General features: G+C 50.7%; 16 protein-coding genes. 12 read left to right on the top strand and 4 right to left on the bottom strand.

Annotation, left to right across the window (positions count from 1 at the left end; translation table 11 throughout):
- Window position 1: 1 nt before the first annotated feature.
- Window positions 2-1,876, bottom strand: a complete 1,875-nt coding sequence (locus tag B4H10_RS05100; protein WP_292018319.1) for a sigma-54 interaction domain-containing protein — start codon at window positions 1,874-1,876, stop codon at window positions 2-4.
- 235 nt (window positions 1,877-2,111) lie between these two features.
- Between B4H10_RS05100 and iorA (B4H10_RS05105) the strand changes: the two genes are divergently transcribed.
- From iorA (B4H10_RS05105) to B4H10_RS05115, 3 genes are all read left to right on the top strand, one after another.
- On the top strand, window positions 2,112-3,893 hold the full coding sequence (gene iorA, locus B4H10_RS05105) for an indolepyruvate ferredoxin oxidoreductase subunit alpha (protein ID WP_113855230.1): 1,782 nt from the start codon (window positions 2,112-2,114) through the stop codon (window positions 3,891-3,893).
- On the top strand, window positions 3,893-4,483 hold the full coding sequence (locus B4H10_RS05110) for an indolepyruvate oxidoreductase subunit beta (RefSeq protein ID WP_292018320.1): 591 nt from the start codon (window positions 3,893-3,895) through the stop codon (window positions 4,481-4,483). Before iorA (B4H10_RS05105) ends, B4H10_RS05110 begins: the two co-directional genes overlap by 1 nt.
- 275 nt (window positions 4,484-4,758) lie before the next feature.
- Window positions 4,759-5,916, top strand: coding sequence for a M20 family metallopeptidase (locus B4H10_RS05115; RefSeq protein ID WP_206084914.1), 1,158 nt, complete (start codon window positions 4,759-4,761; stop codon window positions 5,914-5,916).
- A gap of 92 nt (window positions 5,917-6,008) precedes the next feature.
- Here B4H10_RS05115 and B4H10_RS05120 read toward each other — a convergent pair whose 3' ends face one another.
- Both B4H10_RS05120 and B4H10_RS05125 read right to left on the bottom strand, forming a co-directional pair.
- Window positions 6,009-7,406 carry a VWA-like domain-containing protein gene (locus B4H10_RS05120; RefSeq protein ID WP_170087318.1) on the bottom strand — a complete coding sequence of 466 codons (1,398 nt, stop codon included), beginning with the start codon at window positions 7,404-7,406 and terminating at the stop codon, window positions 6,009-6,011.
- Entirely contained in the window at window positions 7,406-8,233 is an 828-nt protein-coding gene (locus tag B4H10_RS05125) for a hypothetical protein (protein WP_170087317.1), read from the bottom strand. Before B4H10_RS05125 ends, B4H10_RS05120 begins: the two co-directional genes overlap by 1 nt.
- A gap of 413 nt (window positions 8,234-8,646) precedes the next feature.
- Here B4H10_RS05125 and B4H10_RS05130 point away from each other — a divergent pair, with 413 nt between their 5' ends.
- Entirely contained in the window at window positions 8,647-9,933 is a 1,287-nt protein-coding gene (locus B4H10_RS05130; RefSeq protein WP_113855234.1) for an SLC13 family permease, read from the top strand.
- 86 nt (window positions 9,934-10,019) lie between these two features.
- Here the strand turns inward: B4H10_RS05130 and B4H10_RS05135 are convergent, their stop codons facing one another.
- Complete coding sequence (locus B4H10_RS05135) at window positions 10,020-11,891, bottom strand: sigma 54-interacting transcriptional regulator (RefSeq protein ID WP_292018321.1); 1,872 nt, start codon at window positions 11,889-11,891, stop codon at window positions 10,020-10,022.
- A gap of 203 nt (window positions 11,892-12,094) precedes the next feature.
- Here B4H10_RS05135 and B4H10_RS05140 point away from each other — a divergent pair, with 203 nt between their 5' ends.
- From B4H10_RS05140 to B4H10_RS05175, 8 genes are all read left to right on the top strand, one after another.
- Complete coding sequence (locus tag B4H10_RS05140) at window positions 12,095-13,297, top strand: CaiB/BaiF CoA transferase family protein (protein WP_113855236.1); 1,203 nt, start codon at window positions 12,095-12,097, stop codon at window positions 13,295-13,297.
- An 11-nt stretch (window positions 13,298-13,308) separates the two neighbouring features.
- On the top strand, window positions 13,309-14,217 hold the full coding sequence (locus B4H10_RS05145; RefSeq protein ID WP_113855237.1) for a hydroxymethylglutaryl-CoA lyase: 909 nt from the start codon (window positions 13,309-13,311) through the stop codon (window positions 14,215-14,217).
- Between the two features lie 35 nt (window positions 14,218-14,252).
- Window positions 14,253-16,034 (top strand): indolepyruvate ferredoxin oxidoreductase subunit alpha, encoded by a 1,782-nt coding sequence (iorA, locus tag B4H10_RS05150; protein ID WP_292018322.1) that lies wholly within the window; start codon window positions 14,253-14,255, stop codon window positions 16,032-16,034.
- Entirely contained in the window at window positions 16,034-16,609 is a 576-nt protein-coding gene (locus B4H10_RS05155; RefSeq protein WP_113855239.1) for an indolepyruvate oxidoreductase subunit beta, read from the top strand. The genes iorA (B4H10_RS05150) and B4H10_RS05155 overlap by 1 nt, the downstream gene beginning before the upstream one ends.
- Before the next feature lie 217 nt (window positions 16,610-16,826).
- Window positions 16,827-17,585: a sulfite exporter TauE/SafE family protein gene (locus tag B4H10_RS05160; RefSeq protein ID WP_292018323.1), complete on the top strand. Its 759-nt coding sequence runs from the start codon at window positions 16,827-16,829 to the stop codon at window positions 17,583-17,585.
- 96 nt (window positions 17,586-17,681) lie between these two features.
- Window positions 17,682-18,968 carry an RNA polymerase factor sigma-54 gene (rpoN, locus tag B4H10_RS05165; protein WP_292018324.1) on the top strand — a complete coding sequence of 429 codons (1,287 nt, stop codon included), beginning with the start codon at window positions 17,682-17,684 and terminating at the stop codon, window positions 18,966-18,968.
- Window positions 18,969-19,145: 177 nt separating this feature from the next.
- Window positions 19,146-19,598 (top strand): desulfoferrodoxin family protein, encoded by a 453-nt coding sequence (locus tag B4H10_RS05170; protein ID WP_292018325.1) that lies wholly within the window; start codon window positions 19,146-19,148, stop codon window positions 19,596-19,598.
- Window positions 19,599-19,613: 15 nt separating this feature from the next.
- Entirely contained in the window at window positions 19,614-20,162 is a 549-nt protein-coding gene (locus B4H10_RS05175; RefSeq protein WP_292018326.1) for a glutathione peroxidase, read from the top strand.
- Window positions 20,163-20,515 lie beyond the last annotated feature (353 nt).

The raw sequence follows: 20,515 nt of genomic DNA on the forward strand, positions 1-20,515 counted from the left end.
GTCATTTCTTCATCTTGTTGAATACGGTCTGGCGGGAGACGTTCAGGAGTCTGGCTATGTCTGTCTGGGTATAGCCTTTGTCGGATAATTCCTGTATGAGGATTTGTTCGATGGCCGTTTCCAGGTTTTTCATATTGAGGGACAGGGAACCCGTATCAAGGAGCTGCGGTGTCTGTTCTTCCTCTGTCGTGTCGAACAGGTATTGGTAGGACGAATCACCGGTATCGCCATAGATATGGTATCGCAGGGCTACGCTGTACAGTTCCCGGATATTTCCCCACCAGTGATGATGGGTGAGTATTTTTTTCAGTGCTTGTGGGACTGGGACTGAGGTACCGGAAATGGTGTTGAGGAAATAGGAAAACAGGTACGGAATATCCGATGGCCTGTCGTTGAGGGATGGCAGGGTCAGGCGCAGGGTGTTGATGCGGAAGAAGAGGTCGCGCCGGAATGTTCCCTTGCGGACCGACTGGATGATATCGGCATTGCTGGCTGAGATGATGCGGATGTCGAGGGGAATGACGTAGTCTGACCCCAGGCGCATGACCTGTTTGGTTTCCAGGACGCGCAGCAGTTTGGACTGGATGTCCTGAGGCATGCTGTTGATTTCATCGAGGAAAATCGTGCCATTGTGGGCGATTTCAAAGAGGCCGGCCTTGCCTTCTTTGCGAGCTCCCGTAAAGGTACCTCCTACGTATCCGAACAGTTCACTTTCGAGGATATCCGGTGGCAGGGCGGCACAGTTGATGGCGACGAAGGGGCCGTTGCGCCGGGGACTGGCGTTGTGGATGCTCTGGGCAAAGAGTTCTTTGCCGGTGCCGCTTTCCCCTTGTATGAGGATAGGTGCATTGTAAGAGGCCATGGTGGCAGCACGACGGATCAGCGTCTGCAGGGCCGGGTCGGTCGTCTTGATATCGGAGAAATGATGGCTGGCCGTGAGGCCTGTCCGGGAGAGTTTGTAACGGATATTTTTTTCCATCCGCTGCAGTTCGGTCACGTCACGCAGAGTGAGGATATACTGTTTTTCCTTATCCATGAGGAATACGTCCGAATTGGCTACCAGGGTATAAGGCGGCCGCTGGATGATTTTTTCTTTGAACGATGGCTGGCTCCCCTCCTGCCAGTCCGGGAAAATATCGCGTATGTTCCGCGTATTGGGCGGCAGGGACAGGAAAGCCCGGGCCTGACGGTTGATATGAGAAATGACGCCTCCTGTGGAATACAGGATGATGCCGTCGGTCACGTGGGACAGGATGGAGGCCAGGAGAGAAAGCTGGCGGCGGTCTTTCTTATTGAAGGCAATGAGTTCCAGGGCATACTGGTATACGGACAGGATGGTCGATTCGCTGGGCCGGATGGGATAAATCGGCATGGGGCTGTTCCGGGCAATCTGGGGCAGCAGAGTGCAGCCGACGATGGCCGTATCGGGCGTCACCGGCAGGCTTTGCACCATTTTCAGCAGTTTGTGGTAAGTCGGTTCGATCCCGTAGGGAGGATGGACGATGAGGCGCTGGCGTACATCCGGCGGGCAGGCGTTGATATTGAAGATGAAATGTTTATTCAGGAACAAATGGATTTTCTGGCAGTGGATATCCCGGAGAGTATACAGGACATCATTTGTCGAGCTGTACAGGCAGAGAATGGGGACTTCGTCGATGGCATTGGACAATATCTGATAGGACCCGCTGTTGGTGATGATGACCCGGGCTCCTTTGCGGATCATAGCGCGGGCCTGGTCCGGCAGACGGGGGAAATCGATGATTTCAATCCTGATGGCGACGTGATGCGTATTGAAGCTCTCCTGATAGGACCACAAGGTCTGTTCTATCATGCGTTCCTGCACGGTATCGGCGATTAAAAAATAGATGGTATCCATAGTCGCCCTCCTTTTCTTTGTACCAGTGTATACCGGAATGGGATGTCTGTAAATGCCAGATGTAAAAGACGACAAAAATATTTAACATTCCGTACAAATACCAGATTGGCCGGATGGTGACAAAGCGCATTTGCAGGGCATTTTGCCAGCTATAGTATCTGGCACGGTTATTCCATGTACAGTAGTGTAATGCAGTCATTTAGTTTACGTTCTAAAAAGGACGGGAGGTCTATACATGAAAAAATTACTTTCTGGTAATGAAGCGATTGCCCGCGGGCTCTATGAAGCAGGCGTCAGCTTTGCATCAGCTTACCCGGGTACGCCGAGTACAGAAATCCTGGAAAACGTAGCCAGGTACGATGAAATCTACTCCGAATGGGCACCGAATGAAAAGGTTGCCGTCGAAGCGGCTATCGGGGCATCCATGGGCGGTGTCCGGTCATTTGCAGCGATGAAGATGGTCGGCCTCAACGTAGCGGCTGATCCGATGTTTACTTTTGCCTATCAGGGAATCAACGGCGGCATGGCCTTCGTCAATGCCGATGACCCGGGCATGCATTCCTCACAGAACGAACAGGATAACCGCCGCTATGCCAAGGCCATGAAAATTTGTATGCTCGAACCGGCTGATTCACAGGAATGTCTCGATATGACCCGGGCAGCTTATGAAATCAGCGAAAAATACGGATCGCCGGTCATGATCCGCCTGACGACCCGGGTGGACCATTCCAAGAGCCTGGTCGAACTGGGTGAACGGAAGGAAGTCCCGGCTGTTCCCTATGTCAAACAACGGGACCGCCTCGATGATGTGCCGGCCGTTTCCAAGCAGCGCCGCTATGTCATTGAAGAACGGGAAAAACAGCTGAAGGAATATTCGGAAAATTCTCCTTTCAACTATGAAGAAATGCACGATACGAAAATCGGGATCGTCGCATCCGGCGTGGCTTATATGTATGCCAAAGAAGTGCTGGGAGACAAGGCGTCGTACCTGAAAATCGGCTTTTCCTATCCTCTGCCGATTGAAAAAATCCGTGCTTTTTCCAAAAAAGTAGATACATTGTATGTCGTCGAAGAACTGGATCCGGTCATGGAAGAACAGATAAAAGCGGCCGGCATCGACTGTCACGGCAAGGATGTCATCCCAAATATTGATGAACTCAATCCCAATATCGTGGCTACGGGCATCCTGGGTAAGGGTTTCCCCAGCAAGACTGTTCCCGATGGCCTGTTTGTCCCCCGTCCGCCTGCTCTTTGTGCTGGCTGTCCTCACCGGGGATTCTTCTATGAACTGGGCAAGCGCAAAGATACGGTCATGGTCGGCGATATCGGCTGTTATGCCCTGGGCGGGTCGGAACCGCTCAATGCCAAGGATCTAGGTGGCTGCATGGGCAGTGCCTTCTCTATCGGCCACGGCATGAGCCACGCCTTCTCCAAGAGCGGCCAGCAGAAACGGGTCGTCGCCTGCATGGGCGATTCTACCTTTTTCCATACGGGCATCAATTCTCTCACGGAAGTATCGTACAATAAATCCAATACAATCTGCGTCATTCTAGATAACCGGATTACCGGCATGACCGGGCACCAGGACAACCCCGGTTCGGGCTACAATATCAAAGGCGAACCGACGACGCTCATCGATGTGGAACGGGTCGTCCACGCCTTGGGACTGAAGAACGTCCGCACGGTCAATCCCAACAACCTGGCCGATATGAAAGCAACCCTCGATTGGGCCTATTCTCTGGAAAATGAACCGGTAGTCATCATCACCAGATGGCCGTGTGTACTCAAGAAATTCTCCCAGGAAGATGCGGAAGAATTCAATCTGGATCATACGCCATGCGTCGTCGATGAAGAAAAATGCATCGGCTGCAAGAAGTGCATGACCACAGGCTGTCCGGCACTGCGCTTCAATCTGAAAGATAAGAAATCGGAAATCGTCGAAAGCGACTGCGTTGGCTGCCGCGTATGCGCACAGGTCTGCCCGGTCAAGGCTATCAGCAGAAAGGGGTATAAATAATGAGTGATGTAACGAATGTACTGCTCGTCGGTGTCGGCGGACAAGGAACTATTCTGGCCAGTAAAATCCTGACCATGGGTCTCATAGAAAACGGATATGATGTAAAAATGTCGGAAGTACATGGCATGAGCCAGCGTGGCGGCAGCGTCAGCACCCAGGTCCGCTTCGGGAAAAAGGTCTACTCTCCGATTATCGGGGAAGGCATGGCAGATATCCTCGTCGCCTTTGAAGAAATGGAAGCGGCCCGCTATGCCAAATTCCTGAAACCCGATGGCAAGATGGTCATCAACCGGCTCTGCATCCCGTCCCTGCCGGTCCTCTCCGGTCAGGTTGCCTATCCGGAACACATTATTGAATCATTGAAAAAAGATTTCCCTGTACTCGACCTCGATGCTACCCGCATTGCTACGGAAATCGGCAATCCCAAGAGTGCCAACGTCGTACTCCTGGGGGCTCTCGTCCAGGCACTGGGCCTGACCAATCTGGACTGGTCGGACTTCATTTCCCGTACGGTCAAACCGAAATTCGTCGATATCAATCTCAAGGCCTTCCAGAAAGGCCGCGAAGCCGTCGCAGGCGGGGAAAGATAGTGACCAGTAATTAGTTTGCAGGGAAAATAATCCGGCAGTGTCAGATCAGAGACAGGGGCTGTACCCCAATGGCTGAAAAGCTCATTAGGGTACAGCCCCGTTTTACGCGCAGAAACGGCAAAGCCCTACTGACCACCAGCCGTTAGCTGCTGACTGCTAACGGCTGGCCTTCCCCGGCCAGCGGTCTTTCCTCTGCAAACTCGGGACTGCAAACTATCTTTTTCCGGACCTTGTGCTATGATATAGGGGAACATGGTATAAAGGAGTGATATATAATGGAAGATATACGGAAACAGATTGCTGTCTATATAGATGGGCACCGCGACGCCATGATAGATTTCTGGCGGCAGCTGGTACAGATAGAAAGCGGTTCAGCCAATAAGGCCGGTGTCGATGCCGTGGCGCACCGGGTACAGGAAGAACTGGATACGATTGGGGCCCATACGGAAATCCACGAAATGAAACGGGCCGGCAATATGCTCGTGTCGGTCCTGAATGAAGACGTACCGGAAGCCCCGGTTCTCCTCTTGGGACACATGGATACGGTATTCCCTGATGGTACCGTAGCAGCCCGGCCGTTTACCCTGCGGGATGGCAAGGCCTATGGTCCCGGTGTCCTCGATATGAAAGGCGGCGTAACCATTGCCGTATTTGCCATGAAAGCATTGAAAGAAGCGGGCTGGGCCAAACGACCGGTCCGCCTCGTCCTGGCCGGTGATGAAGAGGTAGGCCACTGCGATTCTGACTGCGACCAGCAGATCATGGAACAAGCCCGGGGAGCCGTAGCTGCCTTTAACTGCGAAAGCGGCCGCCTGGGAAATGAAGTCGTCGTCCAGCGTAAAGGGGCACTGACCTATCGCATGGATGTCACCGGTATTGCGGCTCATGCAGGAAATGAACCGGAAAAAGGCCGCAGTGCTATCCTGGAAGTGGCTCACAAGGTCATTGCTATCCAGAATCTGACGGATTGGCAGCAGGGAACGACCTATAATGTAGGTGTCATTTCCGGCGGTACCGTAGCCAATGCCGTCCCGGATACGGCATCTATCCTCATCGATGTCCGCTATCTCAAAAAAGAGTATGTCCCCGATATTGAAGCGAAATTGCAGGATGTAGCACATACGAACTATGTTGATGGGACAAAGACATCTCTGACGCGGCTTTCGTGCTGCATTCCCATGGAACGAATGGCCGGGACTGATGGTCTGCTGGCCAAAGTCCAGGAGGCTTATGCGTCTTTCGGTATGCCCCGCCCCAGCGGTATCATCGTCGGTGGCGGATCTGACTCGGCCTATACCGTAGCTGCCGGCGTACCGACTATCTGTGCCATGGGGGTTGAAGGCAGTCGTCATCACAGTCCGGAAGAATACGCCTGCGTAGAATCCCTGTATGCCCGCGCCAAAGCCCTGGCATACGTCGTGACCATGGTATGATGATGTAGTGTACATAAGGGAAAAAACGACATTTCAACACACACCTTAATACACCCTAACGCACGTGTGCGTTAAACGTCTGTTAAGGTGCATCAGGTAAAAGCGATGGGTTCCTGATTATTCATGGAATAGCCGTCGTTATGTGGATCATCCAGTTCGGAAAGGGTGATGTCTTCTTTTGTTTTCAGTGGTTTGATGAGGCCCGGCGGATTGTGGAGGGACAAGGTCTTACCTTTGCCGGACAGAATCCAGAATACTTTATAGCCTCCCGGTTTGACTTCCAGACGCTCTTCTCCCTGTCCGTCGGTAAAATAGATGAGCAGATCGATTTTATGTTTATTGGCATAGGCAAAGACCGGGGAAAAGGCCGTTCCACCCCGATAGGGATAGCGTTCCTGCAAGTCGCGGACAGAACGGACGTGATAGACTTTTTTTATCTGATCATCGCATTCGATGACCGTGATTTCTACGCGCTGGGTCTGGACGATATGCAATACTTCTTCCATGGCCTGATGGAACTCGGCATCACTGATGCTGCCGCTCACGTCGAGGGCGACGAGGATGCGCGCCTTATAATGATGGAGTTCTCCCCGCAGGTCGAGGCGGTACGGCTGGCGGCGGCTGAGCCGGGCCGTCGTGTGTTTGGTGCCGCACGACAACGTGCCGGCCATGCGGCGCAGGTACCAGTCCCAGGGCAGGGCCGGGTTTTCGCTTTTGATAGCGGCGATGGCACTGCTGAGATGAGATGGCAGATTGCCCTTATCGGCTTCGTCGAGATACTTTTCCGTAAATTTGACCATGGTCTGCGGATCGGAGGCGTCTGCCGTTTCCCACAAATCGTGGGCGTGGGCCGGGTCGAACTGGGGCTTGTCCGAATCGGTGACCTGGTCGGTCGTAGTCGTCTGGCTCTTTTTCTTCCATTCGAGGCCATGCTGGATTTGTTCGGCGTAATTTTCCAGTGTATCGTATGGCGTCAGATAGAGCTGATATTGGCCGTTGATGCGTTCAATTGTCACGCCGTCAGCCGGGACCGGGTCGAGGTACGTGTTGACGATGGCATCCATGGCCAGGTTGAGGGCTAGTTTGCTGTACGAACTGCGAAGGTCCCGGGCGCGCAGGAGATGGCGGAATACGATGTGCAGGATTTCGTGACGGATGGAACTGAGCATCTGGTCCGGTGTCTGTTCCAGAAACAGGAAGGGCTGGAAAAAAAGAATGTATTTCGTACCCCGGAAAGTGACGCCCGTCGGAGCCCGCAAGGTCAGGTCAATTTCTTTCCCCATCTGGAAAAAGAAATAGCCGAAGAAATTGTCTTCATCTTCCATGAGAGCCAGACTGAGGCGGCTGATAAACGAAAAAAAGGCATCTTTTAATGGCGCCGTAAGTTCCGTAGCCCGGTCTTTGGGGTCAGGTAGAAAATAATAATCGTTGGCCCAGATTTCCAGACGTCTGCGCAGGGTGAATGCCTGGTCTGCCAGTGTTGTATCCATTACGATTCCTCCCGGTTCTGTTTAAAACGAAGCCGTTCATCGACGGCAATCTGTTTAGCCCGGCGGCTGCCATGGTGGTAGATGAGACGAAGTACGCCGGCTGGTGTCCAGTGATAGAGCTGCTTCAGGCAGTGGCAGCCGATGAGGTTGCGGACGTATTTTTCCGGTACATCAGTCCGGGCGAGGACCTGGCTGAGTACAGACCGGCATTCGTCTTCGCTGATGTGGATGGACGGTGGCAGCGTGGCCAGTACAGACACGTTGATGCCCAGGAAATGCAAGGCCTGGTCGTGGGTCAGATGCATGACAAAGCGCAGTGTCCGTGCATCGCTGCCAATGGCCTGATCGGCAGCTTCTACCGTGGGAGACTCCATGTAGCGCAACGCTTCCGGATTCTGTCGTACGGCAGCCAGCTGCACAGCTGGCGTGGGGTCCTTGATATACTGCAGTGCTTCCCAGTTTTTTTCGATAGCGGCCAGTTGCAGTTCTTCGCTGGGATTTTTTGCGTAGCGGATAGCCCAGGCCGACTGTTTCAGTGCCAGACGGACCAGCGATTCTGGCGGATTCTTGATATAACTCAGATTATACCAGTTGGCTTTGATGGCCTTTTCGGCCAGTCCCGGAATGGGCTGGCGGATATAGCGGATAGCTTCAGGCTTATTGGCGATGGCGGCCTCTTGGATGGAGGCATCGGGCTGATCTATATACTGTATCATGAGGCCGTTTCCTTCTACAGCGGCCATCTGCAGGCGCTGCGACGGATGGTCGATGTGCCGGATCGTCAGCGGATTGATTTTGATGAGTTCTAAATATTTTTCTTCGTCCATAATGTACCTGTCTGTAAAATAAAGATTTCATGCAGTACTATTATTGTACGAGGATTCTCCCTGTATTTCAAATACTTGGACCATCTTTTTGAAGTTCTGTTGTGCATAGTGGTTATGGCATATGGATATATACGAAACGTCAAATATATGTAAAAAAATATATACATCATAAGCCACTATTTTGTCCGGAACGGCCGGAAACCGCTGTATACAGCCTTTTTTATTTTGGCATTATAATTTCATATACAATACCAAATACAAAAACGCATATTTCATATCTCATATAATCAAGAGGGGGGGATAGCAAACAGGAAGGGAAAAAGGGCATAATGGAATCAATCAGTGATTGTATTATGCCCGGATTGGTGAACGTACGGAAATACCGGATTAGTGAATACGAGGAGGATCCTGATATGGGAGCAGATATTATTTCTATTATATTTTTTATTGTAGCTATCGTGCTGGCTTTTATCCGTAAGATAAATATCGGTATTGTGGCATTGGCACTGGCAGTCCCCTGCACAATGCTGATCGGGCTGCCGGGCAAAGAAATCATTGCCGGTGTCAATGGGAATTTATTCATTACCCTGGTCGGCATTACTCTTTTGTTTTCTATCGTCAATGATACGGGGGCTCTCGGTCTGCTGGCATACAAAATAGTCGCCGTTGCCGGACGGCGGTTATGGCTCATCCCGATTCTATTATTTGTCGCCGGAGGCATTATTACCGGTGCCGGCCCGGGCGGCATTCCTGTGTTGGCCATTATGATTCCCATGGGCATTGCCGTCGGTATACGGGTCGGCTATAATCCGGTCATGTTGTCTCTCATCGGCATCTGCGGTATGACCGGCGGCCGGTTCTCCCCGATTACGCCGGAAACGGCCATTATTTTCAGTGCCTTGGAAAATACGGGAATCAGCAGTGCCAGTGCCGTGCCGGCTATTATTGTCAATGTGACGCTGTTCAATGCTGTAGTGGCCATTCTGCTATTCATCGCCTTTAAAGGATACAAAGTAAAAGCGCCGGAACAGATGGAAAGTGACGAAGAAGGAACAAAAAGCTTTACGACAAAGCAGTGGATTTCTTTCGGCGGCATTATCGCTATGCTGGCCCTGATCATTTTTGCAAAGGTCAACGTCGGGCTGGCGGCACTGATTGTATCGGCTGTCCTCCTGTTATGTCATATTGCCGATGATGGCAAGTGTATCAAATCCGTTCCTTGGGGGACTATCCTCATGGTCCTCGGTGTAGGCGCGCTGCTCCATATCGTGGCCAAAACGGGTGGCATTGCCCTCCTAACGCAGATCTTGGCCGGCATGATGTCGCCATCGACGGCGTCTACCTTCATGGCTTTGTCGGCTGGCCTGCTGAGTTTCGTCAGTTCGGCCCTGGGTGTCGTCTATCCGACGATGATGCCTATGAGCGTCGGCATTGCCCAGCAGATTGGCGGCGTCAATCCCGTGGCCCTCATGTCAGCCGTCGCAGCCGGTGGCTCCTGCAGCGGTATTTCTCCTATGTCCACGGGCGGTGCCATGATCATTGCTATCATGGCTGTAGAATTGAAGGATAAATTTACCAAAGAACAGCAGAATAAAGTATTCGTCCAGCTTCTCGTCATTGCCGGAGCCAACCTGCTGGTACTGATGATCTGTGCGTTCTTGTTCTTTGATATTATTGCCAATATACTCTGTCCTCTTTAAAAGCAGATAGACTACATAAACAGAGACGGAACCCCAATGAGCTTTTCAGCCATTTTGGTTCCGTCTTTTTAGTCTGCCGGCACGCTTTATTTCAGGTGGTTGAATAAAGTCTGGCGGGTGATGTTGAGCATGGAAGCAACTTCGGTTTTCGTATACCCCTGTTCCAGCAGGTCGTTGATGACCAGCTGCTGGAAGGTATGCTGGGCCTTTTTCATATCCAGTTTGAACGTCCGCGGGTCGATGAGGTGGGCCCGCTTTTTGTGATTTGTCTGGTCAAAGAGATAATCATAGGAAGGCGAATCGGGTTTCCCATAAATATAATACCGCAAAGCTGTACTGCGTATTTCCCGGATATTGCCCCACCAGTGATGGTCCTGTAATGCCTGGCGGAGCGGTTCCGGAAGGGCAGATTTTTTTACGGTGTGCCCGGCGAATTCCGACAGGAAATGGAGAAAGAGGTAGACAATATCGGCAGGCCGTTCGTCGAGAGACGGCAGGGTAAGAGTCAGGGTGTTCAGGCGGAAGTATAGATCCTTGCGGAACGCGCCCTCGTTGATTTTTTCGATGATATCCGTATTAGTGGCGGAAATGATGCGGATATCGAGGGGAATGACATAGTCCGAGCCGATGCGCATGACCTGTTTCGTTTCCAGGACACGCAGGAGCTTGGACTGGATAGCTGGCGACATGCTGTTGATTTCATCGAGGAAAATCGTTCCACCGTGGGCCAGCTCGAATAATCCCGCTTTGCCTTCCTTACGGGCCCCGGTAAAAGCGCCGCTTTCATAGCCGAAGAGTTCGCTCTCCAGCAGTTCCGGTGGCAGGGCGGCGCAGTTGACGGCGACGAAAGGACCGCTGCGGCGGGGACTGGCATTGTGGATGCTCTGGGCGAAAAGTTCCTTGCCGGTGCCGCTTTCTCCCTGGATGAGGATTGGTGCGTCATAGGCGGCCATCGTCTCTGCCGTTGCCTTGAGGGCTTTCATTTTTGCATCCGCCGTCAGGATATCAGCGAAATGATGCACTGCCGTCAGACCTGTTTTGGAGAGTTTATAGCGGATATTCTTTTCCATTTTTTGCAGCTGCGTGACATCACGGATGCTCAGGATGTACCGGGTCTGCTTGTCGATAGAAAAGGGTGAGGAATTCAGTACGAGCGTATAAGGTGGTTTTTCTACGATTGTATTGGAATAGGAATAGGCATGGCTTCCCTGCTGCCTGGGGAGAATGGTTTCCATAGACGGCGTATCTTCCCTGATCTTCAGGAATAGCCGGGCCTGTTTGTTAATATGGGAAATAGTGCCTTCGGCATCGTACATGATGATGCCTTCATCGACGTGGGACAATACAGAGGAGAGCAAAGATAACTGCTGCCGTTCCCGCTTATTGAACGAGGCCAGGTCGTGGGCATACTGATACAGTGAAAAGATGGTCGGATTGCTGGGCATGATAGTAAATATGGGCAGAGGAATGTTGGTGATGCGTGGCAGGATAGCTGTGCCGACGATAGCAATATCGGGACCGACATCGAGACTGTCCACCAGATGTTCCAGATCTGGCCGGTCTTTATAGGTATATATTTCCGTTTTGCTCCGTAATTCCGGCGGACACATAGAACTTTCGAAGATGACACTGGAATTCAGGAGAAGATAAATTTTTTTATACTTCCGTGCCTGTTCCAAGGCGTACATAATATCATAGGTCGAAATGTACAGACGCAGGACCGGGACCTCCCGGATGACAGGAGCTAGTTCCTGATAGGTGCCGCCGCTGGCGATGAGAACTTGTGCCCCTTCTTTTATCATATCCCGGGCCTGCCGGAAGATATGATTGAAATCGAGTATGGCTACGTCAATGGGCATACTGTCCGGTTCTTTCGTGTGATTCCATAAGGCTTGTTCGATTTTATTTTTCATGACCTGGTCAGTGGCCAGGAAGCAGATTTTTTCCAATATCCTCACCTCGCTTTCAGTGTACGGGAAAATAGGGATAATGTCAAATTAATGTAAAAAAATATATACGCCGCTTGCAGTTCATCCCGCACATACACCGCTAGATCCCTATATATGGCTAATTTCATATTTGGCATTGAAATTTCATATATACTGGCGAATGAAATGCTCATAAGACTGATTGTATAAAAAGAAAGGAAAAGGTGAAAGACATGACTGAAGGATTATTGGAAGGTATCCGCGTTCTCGATTTTACAGGTTTCCTGGCTGGTCCCTACTGCGGGATGTTCCTGGCTGATATGGGAGCCGATGTCATCAAAGTAGAAAATTTACTGACCAAAGGCGAATTCTGCCGCTATGCACGGCCACTGGAAGAAAAGACAGGCCGCAGTATGTATTTTGGCAATCTGAACAGGAACAAACGCGGTTTTGCCGTCAATCTGAAATCAGAAGATGGGAAAAAGGCCTTTGCTGAATTGGTCAAATCGGCCGACGTGCTTCTAGAAAATATGCGTCCCGGCGTTATCAAAAAATTAGGGTTCGGCTACGAAGAATGTAAAGCCCTGAATCCGCGCATCATATTTGCTTCCATTTCCGGCTTTGGCCAGTACGGCCCCTATTCTTCCCGTCCGGGATATGATCTCATCGCCCAGGCTATGGGCGGCTCCATGAGCATTACCGGATGGCCCGGTTCGGAACCGACCCGTGCCGGCATGGCAATCGGCGACATGATGGCCGGCATGAATTGCTGTATGGGCATCCTGGCATCGCTGATTAAGCGGCAGAAGACCGGCGTAGGCCAGAAAATCGATGTAGCTCTTGTCGATTCCATCGTCTCCGGCCTGGAAGCCAAATGCATGCAGTATCTGTATACCGGCAAAGTTCCCGAAAAGACGGGTAATAAATACATTTCTTCCGCTCCTTACGATTCCTTTAAAGCAAAGGATGCCTATTTCGTACTGGCCAGCGGGACGGACAAGCATTTTGAACACCTCTCGGCAGCCATGGGCATGCCTGAACTGGCACAGAATCCGTTGTACAAGAATACGGAACTGCGCAAAAAGAATGCCGATTCCCTGAAAAAAATCATCGAAGACTGGGCCAGCGATAAGACGAGCCGGGAAGTCGTCGATATCATCCTCGGTGCAGGCGTTCCGGCCGGCCCGATTTATGATATTGCCGACGTATGCAATGATAAGAATATCGTTGAAGCCAGAGATATGCTGGTCAAGGTTCCTGACAAAAAAGCCGGCGAATTTACCGTCCTGGGCAATCCTATCAAGATGGATACCTATCCCTGCACATACCGCAAATCGGCTCCGGACCTCGGTGAAGACGATGTAGATATCATGAAGGAACTTGGCTTTTCGGATGAACAGATTGCGGCTATGCAGGCCGATGGCGCTATTAAATAGGAGGAAGAATCATGGGTAAAAAGATAACCGTCGTAGAAGTCTGCCCCCGCGATGGCTGGCAGAATCATAAAGTTCCCATTCCGACGGAAACAAAAGTCAAATATATCAAAGAAATGATCGATTACGGTGCCACTATGTTCGATCTCGTCTCCTTCGTCAGCCCTAAGTGGGTCCCGCAGATGAAGGATGCGGCAGAAGTCCTGCAGGAAAGTAAGAAGTATGCGAAAGAATTAGGAAAAGATATCGAATTCATGGCTTTGACACTGAATGGCAAAGGCATTGAAAATGCTCTCAAGGCCGGTGCGACGAGCGTCCAGTTTGTCATTTCTGCCAGCGAAGAACACAATAAACGCAATGCCAACCGGACCATAGAAGAATCACTGGAAAACTTCAAGGCTATGGCATCCCAGGTCAAAGGAGTAAAGATGACCCTGGCACTGGCCTGCGGTCTCGGGTCTCCTTTCGGTGATGACGTACCGGCGGACCGGATCAAATATCTGTGTGAAGAAGCCTTTAAGGTCGGCGTCACCCGCATTGGCCTCGGCGATACGGCAGGTATTTCCAATCCGGCCCATACAAAAGAAATTATCCGCGCCCTGAAGTCAATCTGTGATATCAGTCAGATCGATATCCATCTCCATGATGCGTACGGCATGGGCCTGGCCAATGCTTACGCAGCTGTCGAAGAAGGCGTAACCTCTCTCGATGCAGCTGCCGGCGGCCTGGGCGGCTGCCCCTTCGTGCCCGGGGCCAAAGGTAATATCGCAACAGAAGATCTGGTGCATATGCTGCAGGCCTTAGGATATGATACAGGATATGATCTGGATAAGGTCTTGTCCACCGTCCGCTCTATGTGCGACGAAATCCAGGCTGTTCCGACGAGCAGTCTCATCCAGGCACGCAAGTGTCATCAGGGATAATTTTTCCAATATGTCTATTTACAGGAGGTAACAGAATGAAACAGTTAATGACGGGGAATGAAGCCATTGCCCGGGGGTTATATGAAGCCGGCGTGTCTTTTGCTTCTGCCTATCCTGGTACGCCCAGCACAGAAATCCTGGAAAACGTAGCGAAATACGACGGTATTTCTTCCGAATGGGCGCCAAATGAAAAAGTAGCCATGGAAGCAGCTATCGGCGCTTCTATCGGTGGTGTCCGCTCTTTTGCAGCTATGAAGATGGTAGGTCTCAACGTGGCCGCCGATCCGCTCTTTACCTTTGCTTATCTGGCTATCAACGGTGGTCTTGTCTTTGTTTCCGCCGATGATCCGGGCATGCATTCGTCCCAGAACGAACAGGATAACCGCAACTATGCCAAATTTGCCAAGATTGCTATGCTGGAACCGTCCGACTCCCAGGAAGCTAAGGATATGGTTGCCGAAGCATATAAAATCAGCGAAACTTATGGTACGCCGGTCATGCTGCGCATGACGACCCGTGTCGATCATTCTAAGAGCCTCGTGGAATTGGGTGAACGCGTTCCCTTCAAAGCGGTTCCCTATGTCAAACAGCGTGATAAGATGGATCCCGTGCCGGCTATTTCTAAAGTACGACGCTTCGTTGTCGAAGAACGGGAACAGAAACTGAAAGAATACAGCGAACAGACGCCGCTCAATTTTGAAGAAATGCACGATACAAAAATCGGTATCATTACAGCCGGTGTATCTTACAACTATTGTAAAGAAGTATTTGGCGACAATGCATCGTACCTGAAATTGGGCTTTTCCTATCCACTGCCCATGAATAAAATCCGTGCCTTTGCCGATAAAGTCGATACGCTGTATGTCGTCGAAGAACTGGATCCGTTCATGGAAGAACAAATCCAGCGCGCCGGCATTTCCTGCCATGGGAAAGACGTCATTCCTAATATCGATGAATTGAACCCGAACATCATTGCTGAAGCGATTCTCCATAAAGGACAAGAAGGGGTCACCGTTTCCGATGACTTATTTGTCCCCCGTCCGCCTGCGCTCTGTGCCGGCTGTCCCCACCGCGGTTTCTTCTATGAACTGGCTAAACGTAAAGATACGGTCATGGTCGGCGATATCGGCTGCTATGCCCTGGGCGGTGCTGAACCGCTCAATGCCAAAGATATGGCTCTTTGCATGGGCAGTGCCTTCTCTCTGGGCCACGGCATGGTCAAAGCCTTTGCTGACAGTGGCCAGCAGAAACGGGTCGTAGCCGTCATGGGAGATTCGACTTTCTTCCATACGGGTATCAATGCCCTTACAGAAGTATCGTATAATAAATCCAATACGATCTGTGTCATCCTCGATAACCGCATTACGGGCATGACCGGTCATCAGGAAAATCCTGGGACGGGCTATACCATTAAAGGCGAACCGACAACGCTCATCGATGTAGAACGAGTCGTCCATGCACTCGGCATCCGCAACGTCCGCACGGTTGATCCGAATAACCTGGCCGACATGAAAGCAACCCTTGATTGGGCGTATTCCATCGAAAAAGAACCGGTCGTCATCATTACCAAGTGGCCCTGCGTACTCAAAAAATACTCTCACGAAGATGCAGAAGAATTCAATCTCGATAAGACGCCTTGCATCATTGATGAAGAAAAGTGCATTGGCTGCAAGAAGTGCCTGACCACAGGCTGCCCGGCATTGCGCTTCAATCTGAAGGATAAGAAATCAGAAATCGTAGAATCGGACTGTGTCGGTTGCAAAGTCTGTATGCAAGTCTGCCCAGTCAAAGCCATCAGCAGAAAGGGGTATAAATAATGAGTGATGTAAAAAGTGTTCTTCTCGTCGGTGTCGGCGGTCAGGGAACGATTCTGGCCAGCAAAATCCTGACCATGGGGCTTATCGAAAATGGATATGATGTAAAAATGTCGGAAGTACACGGCATGAGCCAGCGGGGCGGCAGCGTCAGCACCCAGGTCCGCTTCGGCAAGAAAGTCTATTCTCCTATCATCGGGGAAGGGACGGCAGATCTCCTCGTCTCCTTTGAAGAAATGGAAGCGGCCCGCTATGCCAAGTATTTGAAGAAAGATGGCAAAATCGTCGTCAATACCTACCGGATTCCGTCGATGCCTATTTTGTCCGGGTCCCGGACCTATCCGGAACACATCGTTGAAAGTCTCTCTGAACAGGTGCCGACCATGAGTCTGGACGCTACAAAGATTGCTACCGATCTGGGTAATCCTAAAAGTGCCAATGTCGTCCTTCTGGGGGCACTCATCAAGGCAATCGGCATGACCGACATTGATTGGAAAGCCATTATTGCCAAGGCTGTCAAACCGAAATTCATCGAAGTCAACCAGAAAGCCTTCGATGCTGGATTTGCCGCTGTTTAATCCGTATACGGGAAGTAAGATGTAACGCAGCAGATGGGTCCTGCTTTCCCGGCAGTATGGACATAGATATAGGTGTATGAAATAAAGGGCTCCGCCTGCCATGAGAGGCGGAGCCCTTTGCTGTTCTTGGATATCTATTGGGTGGAGAGATAACAGATGACCGGAAATATGCTATAGTAATATTCAGAGAATACCAGGCGGGACAGGAGTGATGGAAATGTTGATTCTAATAACGTTATTTGTTTTGGGGTTCCTATTGGGACTGACCGGGGCTGGCGGAGCTGGTGTGGTCATTGCCGTGCTGACGGCCGCCTTTGGCGTGCCCATTCATCTGGCTCTGGGGACGAGTCTCAGTGCCATGACTTTTACGACCTTATCCGGGGCGGTCAGTCATTTCCGTGAAGGAAATGTCCGCATCCGCACCGGAGCTGCTGTCGGTGTATTCGGTGCAGCCGGCGCGTTTACCGGTGCTAAAATCGCGGCTATGATTCCGGCGGCTGATTTGCACTGGTTCACTGGTGGCATGATGCTCCTCTCTATGGCACTCATGTACTTGCGCCTCTATCATCCCCAGTCCGGGCCGTTTGCCTATGTGGGCACGACTGAACTAGAGGGTGGCTCCCGATTCTGGCTGACCGCAGTGCCGGCCGGATTCATCGTCGGTTGTCTGTCCGGCACGTTCGGCATTGGGGCGACGCCCTTCATCCAGCTCGTGCTGCTCATCTTATTTGGGCTGCCCCTTCCCGTAGCTATTGGCACGACGATGATGGTCATCCTGCCCATTGCCGTGTTTGGCGGTCTGGGTTATCTGCTGGAAGGCAATCTCGATTTCACCTTGTTCATCCAGGTCGTTGCCGGCCTCATGACCGGGGCCTACATAGGAGCTAAATTTACCCGGCGCATTCCCCAGAAGGTTTTGAAAGTCGTCATGACCATCATTCCCGGTATCGGGGCATTGGTGCTCTTTTTAGAATAATGTCAGCAGTCCCATGATAAAAACCAGAGTGGGACTGCTTTTTTTTGCCATCTATCATGGTATAATTATTTCATACAGGTAAAAGGACGTGATAGTATGGCAAAGATAGCACTTAAACTGGAACAGAAAACAAAATTGTCCCAGATACAGCGGCTGACCATTCAGATGCTGACCCTTCATTCACAAGATTTGACCGATTTCCTCCATGAACAGGTGACCGATAATCCCCTCCTCGATATCCGGTATAAAGATGTCCGTTCCAGCAGCGGAGACGGCAAGGAAAAACCCATTGACAATATCAAGAACCGCGGGGATTCACTGGAAACGGGGCTCATGAAACAACTGCGGGTACAAAACGTTTCGAAACCGGTTATGCTGGCTGCCGGCCTTATCATCCGCTCCCTTGATGAAAAAGGTTTCTTTGCCGGTGATCTTGACCTTCTGGGCCAGGATTATGCCCTGTCGCTGGAAGATATGGAAAAAGGACTGGCTCTGGTGCAATCCTTTGATCCGCCGGGCATCGGGGCCCGGTCTATCTGTGAAGCCCTGCTTATCCAGACCCGGCGCCATGACGATGCCCCGCCGCGGACGGAAGAACTCCTGCAGGACCATTATCAGGAATTCCTCACGGGGAAATGGCAGAAGCTGCAGAAAGAAATGGAACTCAGCAATACGGATCTTCAGGCTATACGGGATTTTCTGAAGACGCTGGCTCTGCAGCCTGCCGGACAGGCTGAGACGGAAACGGAGTTCGTCCGCCCCGATGTAGAAATCTATACCGATGAATCGGGCCATCTGGCGGTCCGTTCTCTGGAAGAACTGCCGGAAGTGTTTTTCCGTGAAGACCTTTATAAGGAATATGAAGAACAAGGCGACAAAAAGACACGGACCTATATCCACAAGGCACGGAGGGCTTTCCTCGACCTCCAGTCGGCTCTGGCCTATCGCTGGCAGTCTATTTTTACGGTCATGGATTGTATCATACGCCATCAGGAGGGTCATTTCCTCTATGGCGATACGCTGCAGCCCCTGCGCCAGAAAGATATAGCTGTCGAAACGGGACTAAGCACGGCGACAGTGAGCCGTGTCTGTCATGGCAGATATGTTCTCTTTGACCGCCGGACCTATGCCATACAGGATTTCTTTGCCCAGTCCTACCGGAGAGACAGCGGGGCTGAAGGGGAAATTTCTGATCAGGCTATCCGGCAGAAAATGGCTGAGCTGATTAAGGAAGAAGATGCAGCTCACCCCTATTCCGATCAGGAACTGGCCGATCGATTTGCCGCCGCCGATATCCATATTGCCCGCCGGACGATAACGAAATTCCGCCTGAAGATGCGTATCCCCAACAGCAGTATCCGCCGGAGACTGAAGAATGGATGATTGTGAAAAAAATAATTAACAGATAATCATTATTTTTTATTGACAAGTAGACTTTTTTAGTATACAATTAACTTGTAATAAAAAATGATTATTCACTAGTAAACAGATTCCACTTAAAAACATCAATACATCACATTAAATACATACATTTCGTTCCCGTCAAAGGAGGACACTATTATGAAACATGTAGAATTTTATCGCAACAATATAGATGGTAAAGTATTAGTACTCACGGGGGGACAAGCTCCGGACAGCGTTATCTATGATGGTCAGGAACTGACTCACCTCGTCGCTGGCTCTATCGATGCGGCACAGGAAAAACACGTACCGTCTTTCCAGAAAATTGATGGACACCTGGAGGTCCACGTTGGATCCGTTACCCATCCTATGGAAGAAAAGCATTACATCGAATGGATTGCCCTGGTTGATGACAGCGGCGTCCACTTCCACTACCTGAAGCCGGGTGATGAACCGAAAGCTTTGTTTGAAACAGGCGATGCCGGTGAAATTTACGCCTACTGCAATCTCCATGGCCTGTGGAAGGAAAGTTTTGAAACGGGCGATGCCGACGTTCTCGATGGCGCTGCCTGCTCTCCTGAATTCGGCGGCTGCCGGATCCATGAATTATAATAGGAGGCCCTGATCATGAGCATATACGATTACACCGTCAAGGATATCCGGGGCAATGACGTGCCCTTGAGCCAGTATAAGGGCAGTGTCCTCCTCATCGTCAATACGGCCAGCAAATGCGGTTTTACGCCGCAATATGACGGCCTGGAAGCTTTATATCAGAAATATAAAGATAAAGGTCTGGTCATTCTCGGCTTTCCTTCTAACCAGTTTCTCGAACAGGAACCGGCTGATAATGACAGCATTGAAAGCTTCTGCCGCATCAACCATGGCGTGACATTCCCCTTATTTGCCAAAGTAGACGTACGTGGCGGACAGGCTATTCCTCTCTATCAGTACCTGACGGAAGCAGCACCCTTTGCCGGTTATGAACTGGATAAAGAAAGCGGCCGCCTTATCAAACAGGTCGTCGCCCAGTATTATCCGGAAAATGCCGATGGCAACGGCGTAAAATGGAATTTTACGAAATTCCTCGTCAGCCGCGACGGCTCACAGGTTCAGCGATTTGAACCGAGCACGACACCGGAAGAACTCGATCCGGTCATTGCCAAAGCTCTTTCCTAAAGCACTTCCACCTATCATTACACCTCTTCCCTTCTAAAGATAATACCTCTTCCATTCTAACGATACGTACGTTACACACATCAGAAACAGGCAGCCCCATGAAGCGGATTAAACTTCATGGGGCTGCTTGTTCATTTTGCTATCATAGTACAACTCTTTGCCAGGGAAGTAAAAAATATATTTTTTAACAAAATCCCTTGACAATAGCAACGCGATTTGGTATTATAATTAAGCGTTCCGATGAACGCACCTGATAAAAAGCCCGGTATTCAATACATAAAATAATGTGTTGACAAGCTAGTGTGAATGTGGTAAAATACCTTTTGTCATGCGGAAGTAGCTCAGTGGTAGAG

Origin of the sequence: Megasphaera sp. UBA4382 (assembly GCF_002391155.1) — a bacterium.
Lineage (GTDB): Bacteria > Bacillota > Negativicutes > Veillonellales > Megasphaeraceae > Megasphaera > Megasphaera hexanoica.